The following is an 18,707-nucleotide window of genomic DNA, read 5'->3' as shown; positions in this document are numbered from 1 at the left end:
CTTGCTAACGTGAAGCACGTCTTCGTTAAAGCCGCAGCCCGACTGAACAACCGAGCCGAGAACAGCCACCAACCGACACGCGAACGTGAGCGACGCATGCGCGGCTTTCGCGACCCTAAACGCACACAGAAATTTCTCTCGTGCTTCGGACCGATCAGGCAACATTTCGCGCTCAAGCGGCATTTGCTGCGAGCTTCACTCTATCGCAAACAACTCGCAGCCCGGTTCGTTGCATGGCGCGAATTCGCCGAACTCGCCCAAAATCCGTCGACTGCTTTTTGATTAGTTGTCCCACCTTCCGTCGTGCCGCCTCATTCTCCGCAAGTTGACAATGCCGGCGCGATGCATGAAGCACATCGGCAGGGGTTTAATGTACCCAAAGACCTGTCAGTTGCAAGCTTCTATGACAGACCTGTGGCGAAACTCTTAAACCCGGCTGTGACTCGATCTTGTACCCGCTTGACCGACTGGGCTACGAGTCGGTGGCAATGCTCGTTGACATTTTGGCTGGCGTTGCCCCAACGACCACGAGCATCATCATTCCGCATGACAAGATCGTCGTGAGGCCCTCGACCGGGCGCGCGCCAATGAAGATAAGTCGCCGTGCGTAGTGATCCGTTCTGAGCGTGGCGTCGGCAACCGGACCGAATGACAGCGGTTTGTTCGGAGGCTGACTGTCTGCCTAGACGGCTCCGAATTTTTCGCTACTCCGCTACCTCCAATGCTGGCGAGGTATCGACGCTAGCGGTGCTTTCCCGGTGGCGCTTCCGACTCTCAAACACTACCTTGGAGGCTTCGCCCGCGAGAGGGTAGCTGCCAATGGCGGAGCCAACGGTTGGCAGCTACCGCGTGCTACGATCGTGCTAGATCACGTGGAGACGGAAATGGCCAACAAGACCTTCGACGATTTGCCCCGAAGCGAGCAGAAAGACTTCCGAACAGTCTGCTTGGATGCCGGGCTCGCGCCAGACGCATTTACCGTGTCTTATACAGAAGATTTAGTCGGGACCGATGACATCAAGGTGTTGGAGCGCGAGGTTATGGTTAGTTTCGCCAATATTACTCGTGGATACATTGCTGGTAACGGCACACACTGGACGGTCGATTTCGAGGACGACGTAAGATCTCATGTGTTCGTCTAGTTGCGGGCTATTCCGTGAGTCGAAGCCCGTTGTAATGAACAGCATAGAGACCGATAACGATGAAAAGGATGTTCGTGATCATCTCGGCGATCCTAATGGCAGCGTGTGCCTCACCGGCCGTGTTCAAAGATTTGAAAACAGGGCAGGTCGCTCAATGCAACGCATCGACACCTGGCGTCTTTCCGATCATCGCGCAGCACGAAATCGACACATGCTCTGACGCATACGCCCACATGGGCTGGGTGAAGCAGTGAGCCGCAAGAACATCTACGAACACACGTGGTTACTTGCCATAGGCAGGCGTCTAGCTGTCATCGAGCGCCGCGAAGCCTTGCTCCAGTAACGCCTCCTGATGGGCAAAGCGCGTCGCGTCGCGTGTCTTAAGCTTGCCAAGATTCTCGACCTTCCAGCGGATTGCCGGTAGGTCGCGTAGATGGTCGTACGGCATCAGTGACCAGTCTGGCTCGAGTCTCACGAGCGAGGCGAGAAATTCGCGGTGCTCCGCGGTCAACGCCCTTGGAAGGTCATGGTGGAGCCGAGACTGAACGGCCTCAAGTGCAGCCAGATCGACCTGATCAACGGTCATGCCGACAAAGCCGGCCTCGTATTCGTCCTCAAGCGATCTCGGCTTCGCAAAGAGTACCTCGTGGACGGGGCGGTTATGCCCAGCCAGATAGCCGACAAAAGCCGTCACGACGTCCTGGCGCAGACCATAAGTGTCATACATGTGCTGCACATCAAAAATATCGCGCGGATGCTGCCGGTCCAGTGCCGCAACAAGTTTGCTCCCGTAAAGCTCAGCATCGGCAAGCGTCGGCACTTCGAAGTCGACGCGGAACATGGCCTGTGCGCGCGGCACGACACTGCGCGTTACGGTCGGCGTTAATGTGCCGCGAAAAACGTAGTTCACCTCAACCTTGACCTGGGCTTCAGCGGACGAGACAGTCAATTTAACGTCGTCGCCTTGTTTCTGCCACTGGCGGTGGCCAGGGTAACCCTATGTCCCTGTCGCCCGACGGCCTGCCGGGCGCGAGCGAGTTCGTCATGGATGATGGCGAGAGCCTCGTCGCGGCCCGGCTCATGGGAACACATGACCACGTCGATATCGACGGACAGACGGGGCAGATCCTGAACAAACATGTTGATGGCGGTGCCCCCTTTCATCGCGAAGTGGGGTGTGTCAAAAACATCTGGCGCAATCGCCAGCATGAGGCGAACCGTATTGAGGTATTGATCGTTCATTGAGAGGACGTTGAGCTTTAAGGGGGCGTGCAGATCAGGCCTTCAGCGTGAGGCGGGGGCCGCCCTTGCGGCTACTGGTCCAGCGTCGGCCGGGCCCGAGCCGGTCGACGTGCCGCTGGAGGTCCTGGCCCCAGGGAAATCCGCCCGCCTCACCAAGATCGCGCACCAGCTTGACGACCTTGACGCGCGTGCAGTGCGAGAGGAGGGTGTCCAGGACCGTCGGCCGGAGATTGCGAAGCGAGGACGCGAGGCTCATGGCCTCCTCGAGCGACTGCCCTTTCGCACGTCGTTTGCCGACATCGCTGGCGAGTTCAAGCAGCGCGCGCTCGGGCTCGGAAACGAGCAGGGAGGGATCGCGGTTCGGCAGCGGTGACAGCGCAGCGTTTTCCGGCATGCTTTGGTCGAACAGGCGGGTGGTCTGCAGGGTATAGGGCATATGTTCGCCCACCCAGTCCGGCATGACGTAAGGGCGTTCAGCCCACAGTACGACGCGCTCGCGAAAGCTCAGGTTGTGACGTACCCCCTGCCAGTCCAGGGCCGTTCTGCCGCCGACGTGAAGGCCTGGTATCCGCTGGGCCAGATAGGCCAGTACCCCATCCCGGGTGGGCGTGTCACCAGCGAGCAGATAGGCACCCTTTGACAGGCGTTGCAGCCATCCGGCGTTAACGAGATAGGTGGTTTGCTGGGCGCTCACCCCGCAATCGCGAAGCATTTGTGGCGTGAGCGGTTGCCCGCGCGGCGCGCTTGCCATGAGCCGTTGAAGTGTCTTGCTGGCCATTCCGTCGATAACGCATGATTTTTATAGCATACACCCCTTTAATTTGAAGTTACAAAGAATAAATCATGCAACGCCCGCGCGCTGATGACAGGCGACGATGAGTAACGCGCTTCGCAGCATGGGGATTTTCAGGCTCACGCTGTATGATTTATTCTCCAGAAATACCGACTTTCTTGTATTTAGGGAGAATAATGTATGCATTCACAGCGCTGCCATCTACGGATCGACGTTTGACCTTCGAGTAGCGCACGCGGCCGGCAGGACAGACGGGAATCTGTGACATCAACAACTGGCAAAAAGACCACTGCGGCAGCATGCCGGTATGCTGTGGGCATGCTGCCGCAGTGAGCGAAGCGCTGAAACACGCATGTGTTCAGACATTATCGAGATCTAAGTTCCTGTTGAGCCACGTCGACCGCCAAAACTGTTCGAGGCATTGACAAACAATTTAACATAAATGTTATTATCAATTTCTAAGTAACTAGATACTATATAAAATTTCACCGCATCACCGCATCACCGCATCACCGCATCACCGCATCACCGCATCACCGCATCACCGCCTACCGCCTACAGCGTTCACACGCTCAAGTGGGCTTCAATGCCTCTCAGCGGCGCTGGCGTGGCTACCTCCCGGTGGCCGCGTTAATCGGCCGGTCGAGGCGCTCTACCTCGCACTCGATGCACAAAGGGCCATTGATGAATACAAACAGATCTCGACGCTTCTGCCACCGGGTACGTTCGTGACCTATCAGATTAGCGCCGCACCGATCGTTGATTTTCGCGAAGGGTTTAACGCGCCTGAATGGGACTTGCTCTGGGAGGATTTCTATCGCGGCGCGCATGCAACGCGCACCGCGACTTTTGCTGCGGCGGATAGAGCCTAGACGAGCTTGTTTCGCCGTAGCTCTCTGGATACCGCCTCATACCAATCAACGAGTTCTTGAGGGCATCGACTGATATCCGACAAGATTAACGCGCTGCAACTTAAGGTCAGACTGACCAGATAGCGGAGTTGATGCGCGGGCACTGTCTTGGCCAATTCTCGAACAGCCAGGGAAACGAAGTTGACCATGGCCCTCTGGCGTGTCGCGCTCAAGGTCTTTGGCTTGCCGGCGTCCAACTTGAGTGAACGAAGGATGTCCCCAAGATAGCTCGAATGGGCGACCCGGCTGACGGGCGCATTGTCGAACAGTCCTTGGATCTCAGCGGAAATTATGAGCGTGGCGATGGCTATCGTCTCGTGCTGGGTCAGCGTGTTCCTATCAAATAAACCCATAGCTCGCTCGTCTCCTTTGCAGCCTGCGGTGCTCAACGCGGTTCGTGGGAGCCAGGCTCGCAATGCGTTCGACGAGGTCTGCTGGTATCCCGGTGCACAGAGACGAGAATGCTCCAGGTCCTGACTTCGCAGTGTCTCTTTCCTCACACAAATAATGAATTATCCAGGAAGATACGTTGATGCCCGAACACATAAATCGGGATTCAAACGCCGCCAGAGGCCGAGGAAAAGTGTCTCGCCCGTCGTTTACTTAGATAATTCCTCAAGAAGTATTCAGATCTCGGTCCGAGAAATTTATGTTTTATGCTTGGCGCGTTTCCGCCCTTCTTGAAGCGAAAACGATCAAACACCCACTGAAATCCTTGTATAAACGAGTGCGCAAGCGGATGGGATAGCTGTCCGGCTCCTCCTCGAAGCCGTCAAACTCAACCCGCGCCATCGCAATTCATCTTTACCTTCAGCAAGATGACCGTGCAACCGGCGTGGCACCTTTCTTTATCTGATATTGTCCTTTATCACATATGCAAGAGCACGCCATGCCGACCACGGACACCCTGCGCCTGACCCTGGTGCGCGCACCCGACGACGAGGCCGCCTTCAGTCCCGGATACCAGCGCGAGCTGCGGCAGTTCTATAGCCTCGCCCGTGCCGAGGGTGGCCAGATTCGAGCGGTAACTTTCACGACCGACCACGCGGATGGGGGTGACGGCTTCGTTGGGGAGTTTCTGGTCCCATTCACCCCCGTCGCCGGGTCCACACTGACCGCGGCAGCCTGCGCCTGGCTGCAAGGTCGAGCCGGGCGTACATTGCGCCTGACAATGAGCGAGGTTGAAGTTGAGGCAACCAGTCCGGGTGAGCTGTACGCCCTTTTAAACCTGACGATGGCGGTCACAGAACGGCACGAAAAGCCCGCGGCCGATCATGTCTGAGTTTGCTTAGCGTCGCGCGGACGCGTCACGTACCAAAGACGTAGGTCCGAGGCAAATCAAATGACCCACCGCGGTATTTAATGGCGCCGACGGGCGGCGAACGTCTATGCTGCCTTGGCCGTCTTTCTGCACGGCCCTGCATCGTTGGCCAGTTCAGCAGAAGTCGGGGCCTCCCTTGGACGCGCTCGAGCTGGCATGCACATAACCGACGGCGTTGTACCCGTCTGGTCTACCCGCTTTACCTATTCACTTGAAAAGGCGCCGATCCAACTCGAAGCGCTGCTTATGCAGCACGACTACATGCTTCATGCCAGGATGTGCCGGATTGAGAATCAGGTTGTCGTCATTCGGGCAAACGACGGAAGGAACGCGCATGGCGAGCCGTTTGCCTTCTTCCAGCCATTGCCTCGAAAGATCGACTGTGGAGGCCGGATCACGATCTAACGCGTTCCAGTCATCCGGTAGATCTGGCACGTAAGCGCTCGACACCGCTTTGTCCGGCACTTCGAGCGTGACCAGATAAAGATTCGCCACCGGCAAGAGTCCCGACGCGTGAACGCGCGCCTCGAGGACCGCTGTTGATGCGTGACAACATGTGTACACCACCGCGACGCCTCGCGGATTCCAGCGACCACCTGCAAGCGCCGCACCGTTACCGCTCAAGTCGTCGGCCCGGTACTTGCCAGGCTTCTCTTTTGCAAGACGAAACACCTTCATACGGTAACGCCATATTCAAGTCGCAGGAGAATGTCACGAACACGGTCGTACCCAGTTTGCGTATCCAGCATGTCCAATGGCCGTTCATCGCGCAATTGGACATTGGGCCTCAACAACCACTCGGCGGCGAGTTTTTCGTCCTCGAGAACATCCTTTGCCTGTGCGTAAGCCAACATGGTGCGTGCAGCGCGGTCCGACTCACTCGCGCTGAGCCGCTCCCCCTGCGAGATCTTGCGGTTGATCGTGCTGCTCGGCAGGCGCAAACTGGCCAGCAGCGTCTGGACCGGGATGTCCAGCAACTCATTGGCGATGCGGCTGACAATCACCGCCTCCATACCATCGCGAATCAAGTGAGACTGCTCGATCTGGTCGAGGCCGAGAAAGAAGGTGAAGTCGTCGTCGTGGGACCCCAGCCCGTCTGTCCCGATGTGCGCGAGCCTTGCGGCTATTGCCGACTTCGCCGCTGAGCCGCTAACCTTTTTACTGCGCGAATGTTGCCGTTTTGCGATTGCTTCTGCCGTCATGCCGTTCTCCAAATGAGCAACAATCTATACCCATTTTATAGATTTACCAAACGGTAAGCAATAGGCTCCCATTCGAGCAGGCGCGCCCGCGTGTGCCATTTACCGCTGAATCCCCGAAAAAAGAAGCGAATTGCACAGCCCCCAATACCCTTCAAAAATCCCCGTTCTGAGCCGATACCCTATCGAGCAATTCGCTGCTTGCGGCTCATACCTAAGTTTATTGGCACCGTGAGATGCTCCTGTCACGCAGGGGCGCAGTATCTCGCCTAAGCTTACGTTCAGACGCGCCGAAGAAATGCACTTACGCCTGGAGAATGAAATGGACCACGTAAATATTCCACTAACCCGCACTGACCGCGTGCTTGTGAACGGCACCAATGTTTTCTATCGCGAAGCGGGGCCTGCAAATGCACCTGTGATTCTGCTGTTGCACGGTTTCCCGACCTCGTCATTCCAGTTTCGTGAGCTGATACCGCGCTTGGCCGATCGTTACCGCGTGATTGCGCCCGACCTGCCAGGATTCGGATTCACCGAAGTGGCGCCCGACTATGTTTATAGCTTCGACGCGCTGGCAAACACGCTAGTCTCCTTTACGGACACGTTAGGCCTTGAAAAATACGCCATGTATATTTTTGACTATGGTGCACCTACCGGTCTGCGTCTTGCCCTGGCACACCCGGAACGCGTGACGGCAAGCATTTCACAGAACGGTAACGCCTACGAGGAAGGGCTTGGCGATGCATGGTCCCCTATTCAACGATATTGGCGAGAACCAACGTCGAAAAATCGCGAAGCAATCCGCGCAGCGCTGACCAACAACGGTGTTCGCAACGAATATTTCACTGGAATGTCCGAGGAGAGCGCGATTGCGCCAGAGGGGTACACGCTGGACACGGCGCTGATGAATCGCCCGGGAAATATGGATATCCAACTGGACCTATTTCTGGACTATGCCAACAACGTGAAGATGTACCCGGAGTTTCAACGCTATTTCCGGGAATATCAGCCGCCGCTCTTAGCGATTTGGGGAGCAAAGGACCCCTACTTTGTTCCCGCCGGAGCGAAGGCTTTCGTGAGAGACATCGAGCATGCTCAGATCGAAATGCTCGATACCGGGCACTTTGCGCTAGAGACGCACGCGGAGCCCATTGCACAGTCGATCCGCACGTTCCTTGCCGAGCGCCTGCCGCAATGACCAAGTCGCATCGAGCCGATCATTCGCTCAACGTCTTTAGTGCGCGCAAAATCTCGTCGGTGGAAAGGCGCTCCGCGTAGTCCTCGTTGATATAGGCCAGGCGAATGGTCCCGCTCTGATTGATTACGAAAGTAGCGGGCAGCGCTAGTGTGTTAGCGCCTTGGGGACCATTCGCAGTCTCAAGTTCATGTCCCCTTTCACGATAGACCTGCAACAGGTCCTCATCCAGTTCATAGACAATGCCGAAAAGCCTTGCGACGTCGTTACCAAGATCGGTGAGCACCGGAAACGTCAATGCGTTTTCCCTCTCCGACTCGACTTGCCGATTGCGCAGCTCCGCAGAGACAGCCACAATAGACGCACCAAGGCGTTCAATCTCGGGAAGCACTTGCTGTAGTGCCCGCAACTCAATATTGCAATACGGACACCAGCCCCCCCGATAAAAACTAAGAACGATGGGACCCGACAGCAGCAACGTGCGTACGTTTACCTGCTCTCCCCGGATAGAGGGCAAGCTGAAATCGGGAACGCGGTCTCCAGCGCGCAGACAGGAGTTCCGGATTCCGGACGCGACCAGGTCGTTTATCGCGCGGTCCATCACTGAGGTTTGTGTTTCCGGTACGAACTGATCGCGCAAGGCGCGTATCTTTGCCAACTCTGAAATCATGCCAGTCATTTTGGACCATCCTTTACGGTTGCTTGATACGGTTGCTTGAGCAAGAGCATTTCCGCATTCAAAAAACGATAAGCAACTCAGCGCTGTTCCTCTGCCAACTTGTTTTAAGAGAGGTCTTCCGTTTCACGCAAAAACATTGCGGCTTGCTCACCAATGACCACACATGGGGCCATCGTATTACCGCTCGTGACCCTCGGAAGAACGGACGCGTCCGCCACTCGCAAGCCCTCAACGCCATAGACCTTCAGCTTGCTGTCCACGACCGACATTGCATCGAGCCCCATCCTGGCGGTGCCACTTTGATGCCAAAACGTCGTCAAGCCATTCCGGATGTACTGCTCGAGGTCGCCGGATTCGAATGAATGCGGCGCGACCTGATGCACGCTGGAACCCGCCAGCGCCGACGCATTGCCCATTTCACGTGCGAAACTCAAACCGCTTTTCAAGTCGATCAGATCCTGTGCGTCGGCCATGTAATTGGCATCGATCCGCACAGCGTCCGTTGCTGCGCCGCCGGTGAGGTGGACGCTACCGCGGCTGACAGGCCGCATGCCGATCACTTGCGTCCAGCAATGACTTGGCGGCTCTGCGCTGACGGCGTTTTCAGGTGTCAGGTAGGCACCCGAAATGGCGTAGCTGTAGAAGTTCGGGCTATCCAGTTCGGGACGGCTTTTCCAGAAACATGCCGTCTGGCTACGCGGAGAAGCGCCAAGTACGTCGCCATTGCTGGCCCAGACGGACGCGATGGAAACGTGATCATGCAAATTGCGCCCGACGCCCTCCAGGATCTGCAACGCGGGAATGCCGGCACCTGCCAACTCTGACGCGGGACCAATTCCAGATTGCATCAATACTTTGGGGGTGTGGATAGCGCCCAACGACAATACGATTTCGCGAGTCGCTTCCACCGTCACCACGCTACCTTCAAAGGTGAACTCGACCTCTGTCGCGCGACGATTGTCAAACCGGACACGGTTGACATGCGCGCCGGTCAGGACGGTCAGATTGGGTTGCGCCATCATCGGATAAAGATACGAGCGGAAGATCGACTGGCGTCTGCCTTCGCAAACCGTTTCGTCGACCAGTGCGCAACCGGCGTCAGCCTCCATCATGCGGCCATTCGCGTTGGGAAATCGAGTCAGTCCGAGTGATTCAGCACCCTCCATCAGATGCTCTGAAAAAGGAAAGAGGCTCTGCGCCGGCTGCACGTGCACTGCGCCGCGTTCGCCTCGGTAGGCTGTGTCTGGCTCCCCTGCCCATTTCTCAATACGGTTTTTATAAAGGTCGAGGACGGCGCGATAACTCCATGCATCGTCAGACACCATGTCGGCATAAAAGTCCCAATCAGCTTGGTGACCTCGCGACCACGTGGATACATTGATGCTGGATCCGCCGCCAAGTACCTTGCCCATTGAATACCCGATCGCGCGCCCATTGAGCTGCGAATTCGCTTGCGCGACAAAACTCCAGTCCAGCTCGCCGAACAAGGTCATGGGCCACTGGTTCGGGTCTTGAACGAGCTCGCTCTCGTCAGGGCCACCCGCTTCAATGAGCAGCACACGCACGCCCAGATCGGCCGCGAGCCGGGCGGCAACCACGCATCCTGATGTTCCCGCACCGCACACGATAAAATCGAACGGTGTGCTGATACTGGCGGCGAGCTCACGCTGATTTTCCCGCACGCGCTGATCGAATTCTTTGTTTGTTGCCATGGGGCCTCCAAAAATTCCGTTGGATGGTTTCGGTATGCTATCTATATGAACTGAAAAGTTTCGGCTGCGTGAAGCCCTCGCTCAGACCATCCAGCAAGGGCTGGTGACTCGTCAGGAAAAATTAAACTTGCGAATGGTCGTCGCAGCTTGCAGACGCCAATCGAGAAAGCACGATAACTTCGCCGGTGGACCAAGCGCTAATGTCGAAGCCGTGGTTTGCAGCGATCTGTGCCGGACAGTGGCTTTCGCGTTCTGCTCGCTCTGGCATCATCTATTTGATGCCGAGCTTTCCGGCTTGTCCCGTCTAGGAAGCAGGTTAGCGCCAACGCCGTACGGCGTGAATGCCTTGGCGGCTCATCTAACTGCTCGATCGTATCAATCTCGGCCGTCCGAGATAAAGGCTCTGGGGACGCTTCGCGGCATCGTGTGAAAGAGGCTTAATTCAAGCTTATTTTTCGTGATGTTCAATCACCGCACAGCCGTTTCATGGAAGGGAGAATGCAGGAAATCCATCGGTTAGAATGACTCGATCAGCATTGCCACGGGGTCATGCTACGCATTGCGTGAAGCCCATGCGCATGAGCCGGTCGCCACGCCATTTGCTGCCGCTTCGCAGAGCGCTTGCTGACCACAATGTGTCTGACCGCCGACGAACAAGTCAAGGGCGCGAATAGCAACTTGCTTTGAACGAACAAAGGTTCACGCCGTGCTGGGTGGTGCGATAGCCGTGCGCCGCTGGCGCAACTGCATTATCGGCCGTTCGATAAAGCGCCAGGAAAACGACGCTACGACGACGGTGAGCGCAAAGCCAGACGTCAATCCAAGCGCGCTTTGAAGTCCGTCAGGCAGATTGATATGCGGATACAACTGCAGCGCTTTGCCGATTGGATTCGGGATGAAGTTGTGAAATAAGTAGAAGCCATAGCTGATGGTTCCCAAATAGTTCAGCGGCGACCATTCCAGGCATCGCGTCAGCAAGCCGCGCTGGTTCGTGACAACAATAAAGAACACTAGAGCGATGCCGGCAGAAAGACACAGATCGCTCAATGCTTTGGCGCTATCGGGTATATGACTGAGCAGCATGCACCATGAACCCAATATGAGAATGATGGCAACGGCAGCAGCAAGCACTGGCCGGACAACGCGCATGCCTCGTCCTACGGCAAAGTACATTAAGCCGCCCGATGCAAGCAGTGAAAAATTGAACGGAGATATCGTGTACTCGACTATTTCATCGGACCCGTAGGCATAGAGCAGCTCATGCCCGGAAATTCCCACTATCAGGCAGACGGCACAGATTACGCCGTGGAAGCGTGTCGGCAAAAGAAGGAATGCGAAAGGTGCGATCAGGTAGAACTGTTGTTCGACCGCAAGACTCCACAGATGCGAAAACGGACCGATCCAGTCTTTTAGTACGAGCGCCATCCAAAAATTGGAAAGATACGTGAAGTGCCAGGCAAAACCCAGGTCGGGGCCGTAATGCGCATAGAAGCGCCGACCAACGAACAGCGCGGCCAACAGCAGGTAGTAGATCGGGAAGATCCGCAAAGCTCGCTTGACAAAGAAAGTCTGTAGGCCGTCCGATATCGTTGACTGGCCACTTTCAATCGATCGGCGGGCACGGTGTAATTCGCCGATGATCAGAAAGCCGCTGATGAAAAAAAACAACCACACACCGCTCTTGCCAAATTCAGGAGGGATACTGTTCGTTTTGTGGACAAGAAAAACCAGCGCCACCGCGATTGCCCGTAGTCCGTTAAGACCTCTATAGTGCTTGGCTTTCTCTGCCATAGACGACGCACCTCCCGAAATTTTTGCCGCGTCCGGAAAATCGTAGCTAGTAACTTTCCTGCTTCAGCGCAGCCGCATTGGTTAGCGATACTGTTCAAGCGTCGGTGCGAGGCGGTAAGGGAGGAACGGAGACGCACCATGTCCACGCTCGTCGGACATGTTGTGAAGCCGCCCCCCCAAGCCGATGAGACCGATCAGCAGCAGCCACATCCCAAGTTGAGTGGGCACGCGGTTGCCTGCGGGCGCGTACTGACGCAGCAAGACAACTACCAGCAAATAAAAGAGGATGAGCTGAAAGCGAATTCCCGCATAGGTGAATTGGGTCATGATGTAGGTAGCGACCGCGAGTACAGCGCACAGCGCTATGCCCGATGTCGGGATACGGAAGTCGCCTCGCCAGCGCATGACCACTGAAAGCACCGACAGTTGCAGCAGCAAAAAGAGCAGTCCCGATGAGGCATTCGGCGCGACCATGTCTGTGTACAGATCGGATTTCGCAGCCACATAGCCGGGCATGAGTAACGCGCCCCCTACGACCAGAAGCATCGACACCACCACCCAGATAATTTGTCCGCGTCGGGTCACGCCGATGAAGAGGATAAAGAGCAAGGCAGACGAAAAGTGCATGCCCGTTGCGAGGATGGCCAGCAGCACATAGCGGATCGGCTTTTCCTGAAAGGGCACCTGCGATGCAATGAGGAAAATAGAAGACGCGACGCCGAAGCGAAGCACGTTAAGTGTCAGCTCGAAGAACATGGCGGGTACCATCACGAGGCCACCAAACCATGCGCCATAGCGTGCTCGAGAGATGCCCCATATCATGAGCGAGGCCGTAGTCAGCGAAATGACGTTGACCACGAATCGCGGATCTGGAATGAGGGCCCATAGCCTCTCCGCGTACATGCCGAACAGAGGTTCGCCGCCGTAGTCTATCGGCGATGAGGCCAGGCCGGTGAACACGGTGTAATAGGCAGCCGTATCGGTGCCGGTTTGACCGCGCAGGCAAGCGAGCAATATAAGCGGAAGTGAGCACGTGATGAGGACCGCTTTGCTCGTGCCGCCGTAGCTTATGCATAGCGCGACGCCGAAATAGAAGACCAGTATCGGAACGATGTAATACGCCATGATTTGCCCTGAAGGGAACGCGTGCGAAAAGTGAGTTGCCAGGAAAATGCCCGAGTACGAGATCCATCATCTTGGTTATTCAATGATTCTCCGTGCTTAACCGCACATGCAATCCAACTTTCATGTCGCCTCGGATTCGACCGTTCGAGCCACGCGCTCTCCGGGCCGCCGCCCGGCCGCCTGCGCGCAAGCCGCATCGCGCCGCCGCTGCCTGTTCTGCATGATCCGATTTGCCGCGATAACAATGAGCACGGTCCAGACTGCCTCCCCGAAAACGAATGCGCCGGCCGCGCCTTTCAGGTCGAAGCGCGGAACTAGCAGCATGGCGGCCACGATGCTACAGACGAACGCGGCCCCCATGCACCCGTTGAGAATCTGAATCTGGTTGCGGCTCGTCATGATCGACGACGCGCTCGTCGTCACGAATCGCAGCGGCGCGCAAGCCGACATGATGACGACGAGCGGCACCGCCTCGCGGTAGTGCTCGCCGAAGACGGCAGGGATGAGGACGGGAGCGAGCAGTGCGGTCGCCAGGCCGGCCACCAAGCCGGCGGCGAGCATACAGCGGTTCCCGGTTCGATAGGACTGGTGCAACCGTGCGTCGTTGGCGGCCGCCCAGCGGTGCAGCCGGGGCATCAGGAGCTTCTGGAACAGCACGGTCGGAAACAGATAGATTGCGGCGAGAATGGTGAGCGCCACGCTGTAGAGCGCGACGCGCCCCGGGCTGGTCAGGTAAGCGACGAGTAGCAGTCCGCTTTGCACGTAGCCGAAGTAGAGCAGGCTCGTCACTCCGAACGGATAGGCGCCGTGCCACAGTTCACCGACGCCCGGTAGCGCGGCCGCCTGCGTCGCGGAGCCGGGCGCGGGCCGCTCGCCGTGACCGGCCAGGCGCAAGCGTCCCTTGAAAAGCGGCGACAACGTCCACACACCACCCGCAATCACAATGATGCCAATGCATCCGAAGCCGATCGCCACGTTGTCCACGCGTGCGTTCAGCAGATAGCACACGAGCACTACGCCGAGACGTGCGCAATGCTGAAATGCCTGCCATGCGGCGACAAGTCCGAAGCGCTCTTCGAGCTGAAACCTCGCGCTTGCCAGTTCGATCGCGCCGGGACTGAGGAGCGCCGGCAGCATCCAGACGATCAGCCTCGTGGTTTCGATGTCCCGCACCCCGAAGAACGACCAGGCGAGCGTCGCCGCCACGCACGCGATCGAGCTGATGCACACGAAGCGCGCCGATGCGCGCATCCATCGTGCGGCGGCCCAGCCTTCCGTGCCATACAGCTTGAGCCACACCGAAGGCAGACCGAATCCGACGGCGGGCGCGACGATCGTGAGCGTCGCGAGAGCGGAAGCGAAGTGGCCGTATTGATCAGCATGCAGCGTGCGCGCAAGCGCCGCCTGCACGGCGAACGCGACGCCGGCGGAGCCGAGCGCGCTGAGCAACAAGAGGACCAGCGCCCAGGCATCGCTACGTCTTGACATATCCGACCTCGCGGCGCTCTTCTGGGAAGACCGGCGCGCCGCTTATTGAATCGGCAGTGTAGCGATATGTCCCGTACCGCGTACCGTAACGGAAGTGCCCGGCGCGTGGATCGATGCCGTTCAGAATTACGCCCGTCACGTCCACGCCGACCTGTTCGAGGCGGCGCGCCGTCTCTTCCAGTTCGCCGAGCTTGGTGACACCGGCGCGCGCCAGGATGAAGACATTGCCTCTTGCAAACGGCGCGAGTATGGAGGCGTCCGGCACCGCGAGCAGAGGTGCCGTGTCGAGGACGACGACGTCATAGCGCGCGGCCAGTTCCTGCATGATCGCGTCGACAGGGCCACTCGTCAGCAGATCTGCCGCATTGCCGGGTCGTGAGCCGGCGGGGAGGAAGGAAAGATTGTCCTGCTCCGTCGGGAAAATGGCGGCTTCGAGTGTCAGGGCGCCCGCTAGCACATCGCAAAAACCACGGCGTGTGCCCTGGCCGAATCTGTGGCTCAAGTTGGCGCGCCGAAGGTCCGCATCGACGAGCAGGACACGCTTGCCGGCCGTCGCGAGCACTGCCGCGAAATTCGACGACACAAACGACTTCCCGATAAGCGGCGACGGGCTCGTGAATAGCACCACGTTGTTCTTTCCATCGAGCATCGAGAACTGGAGCGTGGTTCGCAGGCCGCGCAGGCTTTCGATAGCCGGATCGGCGGGGTCCGATAAGGCGAGCAGGCGCCGACTCGTCTGACTGCGGCGCGCAAGCCTCGACCAGCCGGCCTTCGGATGCGCCGCGTGCGGAACAACGGCGCAGACGCGCAAGCCCGCGCTCTGTTCGATTTCCCGTGGATGCGAGACGCCTCCGAACAGCAGTTCGCGCAAATAGGCGGCGGCCACTGCAGCGAAGCATCCAAGCACGAGCGCGAGCCCCGCGATCATGGGGCGCCGCATCGGTATCGGGCTGTCAGGCATGATGGCGGAGTCGATCATGAGCACATTGCCCGGACGGCCGGCGCGCAGGAGTTCTAACTGGGAGATGTTGTTGAGCTGGTTCAGATAAAGGTCCTTTCTGACCAGCACGTCGCGTTGCGCCGTCACGAGCTCGCGCTGCTCTCCCGGCAACTCGCTAATGCGTTGCGCGAATTGCTCAGCGCGGCCTCGCAGAATCGCGATTTGCTGATCGAGTGCGACAACGGACGGATACTGCGCGCTAAAACGGCTGACGAGATCGGTGCGCGTCTGAAGCAATTGGGTCAGTTGTGCTTCGTTCGCCGCCGACTGTTGTACCAGCGTCTTGCCTTCGTCATCCATGTCCACAGACCGGACCTTGGTACGCAGCGTTGTGAGCGTGGCTTCCGCCATCTCCAGGTTCGTTCTGAGTTCGGGCAGGTCGCGCAGCAGCACGGCGCGCGAGTGCGCCGCTTCGTCGGTCTTACGCGCCCCGTTCTGGTCGACGTAGGCGCGGGCGATGGCGTTGAGCGTGTCGGTGACACGCTGGCGGTCGGTGCCGCGCAGTCTCACGCGCACCATGTCCGAGGTGTCCCTGCCCTGGTGGTCCACACTGATCTCGCGTTGCAGGACGTCGATGGCATCGACACGCGACTGCCGCACGAGCTCGAAGCGAGCCCCCTGGTCGCCCGTCAGGGACTTCACGTCGAGGACGATGGGACCGCTTTCTGTCTTGAACGCGTGCGACTCGCCGATTCTCGCGACCTCGCCCTCTTCTATGCCCGGCCCCGACAACCGGTACTGGCCGCCCTCCAGCGCCGTAACGTAATAGCTCTCGCCTTCCTGGTCGGGCGGCACATTGAACGCATCCACTGAAATAGCCGCTTTGCCCCAGTTGAAGCCGCCGGAGCCGAAGATCCCGGGGGCGCCGATGTTCTTCACGTTTGCGCGAGCGATCGCATTGCCAAAAAGCGGAAGGCGCACCGGCTTCGCCTCGATATAGAGCTGCAACTGGTCGACGGCACTGGCGAGCACGAGGCGCGAAGCAAGCACCTGCATTTCAGTCTCGGCGGAGGACTTCACATCAAACATCGCGGCAATGTCGCCGAAGGGCGAGCGCGCCGATGATGCGAGATTGGTCTCTTCGATCTGCACGAGCAGATCGGCCTGATAGACAGGGTCCGAAAGAAACGCCCACGCGATGCCGCCCGCGACGATGACGCAAAAGATCCACGCCATCATCCTCCGGTACAAGACGAACACATCCAGCAACGCAGCGAGATTGAAGTCGCTGGTTCGCTGTGCGGCGTCCATTCGATCAATTGAACTACTCATTCTTGCCTCCCATTCTCTGCACTGGACTTTCGAAACGGACATAGCTGGAATTGCGGGGCGTACACCTCTGCATGGACTTCCTTTTCAAGTTCGATGGGCGGCAGTTCATTTGATGACACTTCGCTCCGCGATGCAAATTCTCACTCTCATGCGGCGGCCCACGCTGCGAGCGTGGTCACCCGCAATTCACCTTTCCAGTCGCTGAACCCCGCAGACAGCAAGCCAAGCGTCGCACCCGCGGGCACAACGGTTCGCAAGCCGGTGACACCGGCGCCCTGCGAACCCGTATTGATCGCGCGTGACATGGAACTGCCATCGGCGGACAGGAAGTCGATCGATACCGTGCAGGTTCCGGCTGGACCAGCATAGTCAACACCGGAAACGGCGCAAAGCGTGTCTCCCGGACGGACCGCAAACGTCGATTTAGCGCTCAGCGCGAATGTTGCCGACGATGTCGACGCAGGTGACACCTTGGCGACAAGCGCGCGCCCGCCGATGCTATCGTGGGCGTCGCGTTTTTCAAGGGGCTCGGAGTTTGCCTTGGCAATCGCCGCGCCGGCGCGACTTCCCGACGCTGCTTTCCAATGCGACAGCCGTTCCAGCGGTGTGCCGACAGGATCGTGGCCAAATTGCGCATCTGCGTTAAGGCAGCGAATGCGGGACGGCAGGACATCGAAGCCGTGGAAGCTCAGGCCGTTGAGCGTTTCGACATGCACGTCGTCACCGATCAGCACCGTGCTCGCACTCTGCACTGGCGCTTCGAAGCGAAACTCCACCGCAACGGCGGAAAACGAGCAGCGGCCGCCGATCAATTGACGCGGCGCGTTCGCCTCGCCGTTTCGGTGCCAGCGCCGCGGCAGCACGATCGAATGGTCGATCGCCACGCGAATCTGCTCGCCTGCTTTCTCGGCGTTCACGATCGACTGGTCGATGCCCTCAATGTGGCAGTGACTGAGCGCCACCGTGCCATAGCCCGAGCCTGCGCCGAAATGAATCACGTCGTTCAGGAAGTCGAATGAGCAGGCGTCGAAGACGAAGTCCTGACTGTCGGTGCAGACATTCAATGCATGCGCGGACCCCGAGAACGTGCAGTCGTAGAAAGTCATTCGCTCGCCGCTGTTCACGCTCGGTCCCTTCATCCCGGCAGCGTAGATCGCCTCTTCGCGATTCTGCTCGAAGCGGCATGACGTCCAGGCGTTGAGGTAGGTGTTGACCGGATCGATGCGCAACGCGCCGCGCCATCCTGTGACGACCACGTTGTGCCCGCCCGCGTCGCGTACTTCGCCGAGAAACCGCGCATCGCGATTGCCCATGACGATGCCCCAACCGTCCGCGCGCGCCGCACCCGGTCCGAGCACGGAGATTGTGCCGCCCGAGCCGTCCAGAAACGCAGACCGGTTGCCCGGATAACAAAGGTCGCCTGCGGCGAGCATGTTTTCATTGCGACAGACAATGCCGTTCCTGGCGGTGGGTAATCGCTGGAAATCGAGCAGGACGCCGCCAACGCTACAAAGCTTTATCCACGGCACCGTGTTGATCGTGTCCGTGAGTATGTAACGGCCGGACGGCAATACGAGTCTGGGCAAGTGCGATGTGTCGCGACGCGCGAGGCCTTCGTCGCGCACGTGATCAATGGCGCGCTGGAGCGCAGCGGTGTCATCTGTCACACCGTCGCCTGTCGTGCCGAAATCGCGGATCGACAGTGAACCGTCGGACGCATTCGGCGACATTGTCCGCACCGGCGAAGCGGTGCCCGCGCCCATCACCGATGTCGCGCGCAATGCGCCGCAGGCACCGGCGGCGGACAAGACGAGTAGTTCGCGTCGACGATTCATGC

17 protein-coding genes and 1 pseudogene are annotated in these 18,707 nt (G+C 58.5%); 5 read left to right on the top strand and 13 right to left on the bottom strand.

Going from position 1 to position 18,707, the window contains the following annotated elements; translation table 11 throughout:
* From GSQ93_RS17605 to GSQ93_RS17590, 3 genes and pseudogenes are all read left to right on the top strand, one after another.
* A pseudogene (locus GSQ93_RS17605) lies at nucleotides 1-282 on the top strand (IS6 family transposase); the annotation flags it as partial.
* A gap of 602 nt (nucleotides 283-884) precedes the next feature.
* The gene (locus tag GSQ93_RS17595; RefSeq protein ID WP_158936943.1) at nucleotides 885-1,142 is read left to right on the top strand and encodes a hypothetical protein; all 258 of its coding nucleotides are present in this window, start codon (nucleotides 885-887) and stop codon (nucleotides 1,140-1,142) included.
* Nucleotides 1,143-1,210: 68 nt separating this feature from the next.
* Nucleotides 1,211-1,396: a hypothetical protein gene (locus GSQ93_RS17590; RefSeq protein WP_158936942.1), complete on the top strand. Its 186-nt coding sequence runs from the start codon at nucleotides 1,211-1,213 to the stop codon at nucleotides 1,394-1,396.
* Between the two features lie 50 nt (nucleotides 1,397-1,446).
* Here the strand turns inward: GSQ93_RS17590 and GSQ93_RS38715 are convergent, their stop codons facing one another.
* The 4 genes from GSQ93_RS38715 to GSQ93_RS17575 form a co-directional block, all read right to left on the bottom strand.
* Nucleotides 1,447-2,052 (bottom strand): nucleotidyl transferase AbiEii/AbiGii toxin family protein, encoded by a 606-nt coding sequence (locus tag GSQ93_RS38715; protein WP_367889764.1) that lies wholly within the window; start codon nucleotides 2,050-2,052, stop codon nucleotides 1,447-1,449.
* Nucleotides 2,053-2,087: 35 nt separating this feature from the next.
* Nucleotides 2,088-2,384, bottom strand: a complete 297-nt coding sequence (locus tag GSQ93_RS38710; protein ID WP_367889762.1) for a nucleotidyl transferase AbiEii/AbiGii toxin family protein — start codon at nucleotides 2,382-2,384, stop codon at nucleotides 2,088-2,090.
* A gap of 34 nt (nucleotides 2,385-2,418) precedes the next feature.
* Nucleotides 2,419-3,162 carry a type IV toxin-antitoxin system AbiEi family antitoxin domain-containing protein gene (locus GSQ93_RS17580; protein ID WP_158936941.1) on the bottom strand — a complete coding sequence of 248 codons (744 nt, stop codon included), beginning with the start codon at nucleotides 3,160-3,162 and terminating at the stop codon, nucleotides 2,419-2,421.
* A gap of 883 nt (nucleotides 3,163-4,045) precedes the next feature.
* On the bottom strand, nucleotides 4,046-4,441 hold the full coding sequence (locus GSQ93_RS17575; RefSeq protein WP_158936940.1) for a hypothetical protein: 396 nt from the start codon (nucleotides 4,439-4,441) through the stop codon (nucleotides 4,046-4,048).
* A 536-nt stretch (nucleotides 4,442-4,977) separates the two neighbouring features.
* Here GSQ93_RS17575 and GSQ93_RS17570 point away from each other — a divergent pair.
* Nucleotides 4,978-5,370, top strand: coding sequence for a hypothetical protein (locus tag GSQ93_RS17570; protein WP_158936939.1), 393 nt, complete (start codon nucleotides 4,978-4,980; stop codon nucleotides 5,368-5,370).
* Nucleotides 5,371-5,616: 246 nt separating this feature from the next.
* Here the strand turns inward: GSQ93_RS17570 and GSQ93_RS17565 are convergent, their stop codons facing one another.
* Both GSQ93_RS17565 and GSQ93_RS17560 read right to left on the bottom strand, forming a co-directional pair.
* Nucleotides 5,617-6,087: an RES family NAD+ phosphorylase gene (locus GSQ93_RS17565; RefSeq protein ID WP_158936938.1), complete on the bottom strand. Its 471-nt coding sequence runs from the start codon at nucleotides 6,085-6,087 to the stop codon at nucleotides 5,617-5,619.
* The gene (locus GSQ93_RS17560) at nucleotides 6,084-6,611 is read right to left on the bottom strand and encodes an antitoxin Xre/MbcA/ParS toxin-binding domain-containing protein (protein WP_158936937.1); all 528 of its coding nucleotides are present in this window, start codon (nucleotides 6,609-6,611) and stop codon (nucleotides 6,084-6,086) included. The genes GSQ93_RS17565 and GSQ93_RS17560 overlap by 4 nt, the downstream gene beginning before the upstream one ends.
* Nucleotides 6,612-6,930: 319 nt before the next feature.
* On the opposite strand from GSQ93_RS17560, the gene GSQ93_RS17555 reads away from it, so the two are divergent.
* Entirely contained in the window at nucleotides 6,931-7,806 is an 876-nt protein-coding gene (locus GSQ93_RS17555; protein WP_158936936.1) for an alpha/beta fold hydrolase, read from the top strand.
* A gap of 19 nt (nucleotides 7,807-7,825) precedes the next feature.
* Here the strand turns inward: GSQ93_RS17555 and GSQ93_RS17550 are convergent, their stop codons facing one another.
* From GSQ93_RS17550 to GSQ93_RS17520, 7 genes are all read right to left on the bottom strand, one after another.
* Nucleotides 7,826-8,482, bottom strand: coding sequence for a peroxiredoxin-like family protein (locus tag GSQ93_RS17550; protein ID WP_158936935.1), 657 nt, complete (start codon nucleotides 8,480-8,482; stop codon nucleotides 7,826-7,828).
* Nucleotides 8,483-8,586: 104 nt separating this feature from the next.
* Nucleotides 8,587-10,194 carry a GMC family oxidoreductase gene (locus GSQ93_RS17545; RefSeq protein WP_158936934.1) on the bottom strand — a complete coding sequence of 536 codons (1,608 nt, stop codon included), beginning with the start codon at nucleotides 10,192-10,194 and terminating at the stop codon, nucleotides 8,587-8,589.
* A 699-nt stretch (nucleotides 10,195-10,893) separates the two neighbouring features.
* Nucleotides 10,894-11,985, bottom strand: a complete 1,092-nt coding sequence (locus GSQ93_RS17540; protein ID WP_158936933.1) for an acyltransferase — start codon at nucleotides 11,983-11,985, stop codon at nucleotides 10,894-10,896.
* An 81-nt stretch (nucleotides 11,986-12,066) separates the two neighbouring features.
* A complete protein-coding gene (locus tag GSQ93_RS17535; RefSeq protein ID WP_158936932.1) occupies nucleotides 12,067-13,110 on the bottom strand; it encodes an EpsG family protein in 1,044 nt (347 codons plus the stop codon).
* A gap of 120 nt (nucleotides 13,111-13,230) precedes the next feature.
* Complete coding sequence (locus GSQ93_RS17530) at nucleotides 13,231-14,598, bottom strand: lipopolysaccharide biosynthesis protein (RefSeq protein WP_158936931.1); 1,368 nt, start codon at nucleotides 14,596-14,598, stop codon at nucleotides 13,231-13,233.
* On the bottom strand, nucleotides 14,585-16,870 hold the full coding sequence (locus GSQ93_RS17525; RefSeq protein WP_158936930.1) for a polysaccharide biosynthesis tyrosine autokinase: 2,286 nt from the start codon (nucleotides 16,868-16,870) through the stop codon (nucleotides 14,585-14,587). Before GSQ93_RS17525 ends, GSQ93_RS17530 begins: the two co-directional genes overlap by 14 nt.
* A 146-nt stretch (nucleotides 16,871-17,016) precedes the next feature.
* A complete protein-coding gene (locus GSQ93_RS17520; RefSeq protein ID WP_216857626.1) occupies nucleotides 17,017-18,705 on the bottom strand; it encodes a glycoside hydrolase family 55 protein in 1,689 nt (562 codons plus the stop codon).
* Between the last annotated feature and the right edge of the window lie 2 nt (nucleotides 18,706-18,707).

It is taken from the genome of Burkholderia sp. S171 (assembly GCF_009766085.1).
Lineage (GTDB): Bacteria > Pseudomonadota > Gammaproteobacteria > Burkholderiales > Burkholderiaceae > Caballeronia.
This window is presented reverse-complemented; position numbering and strand designations above follow the sequence as displayed.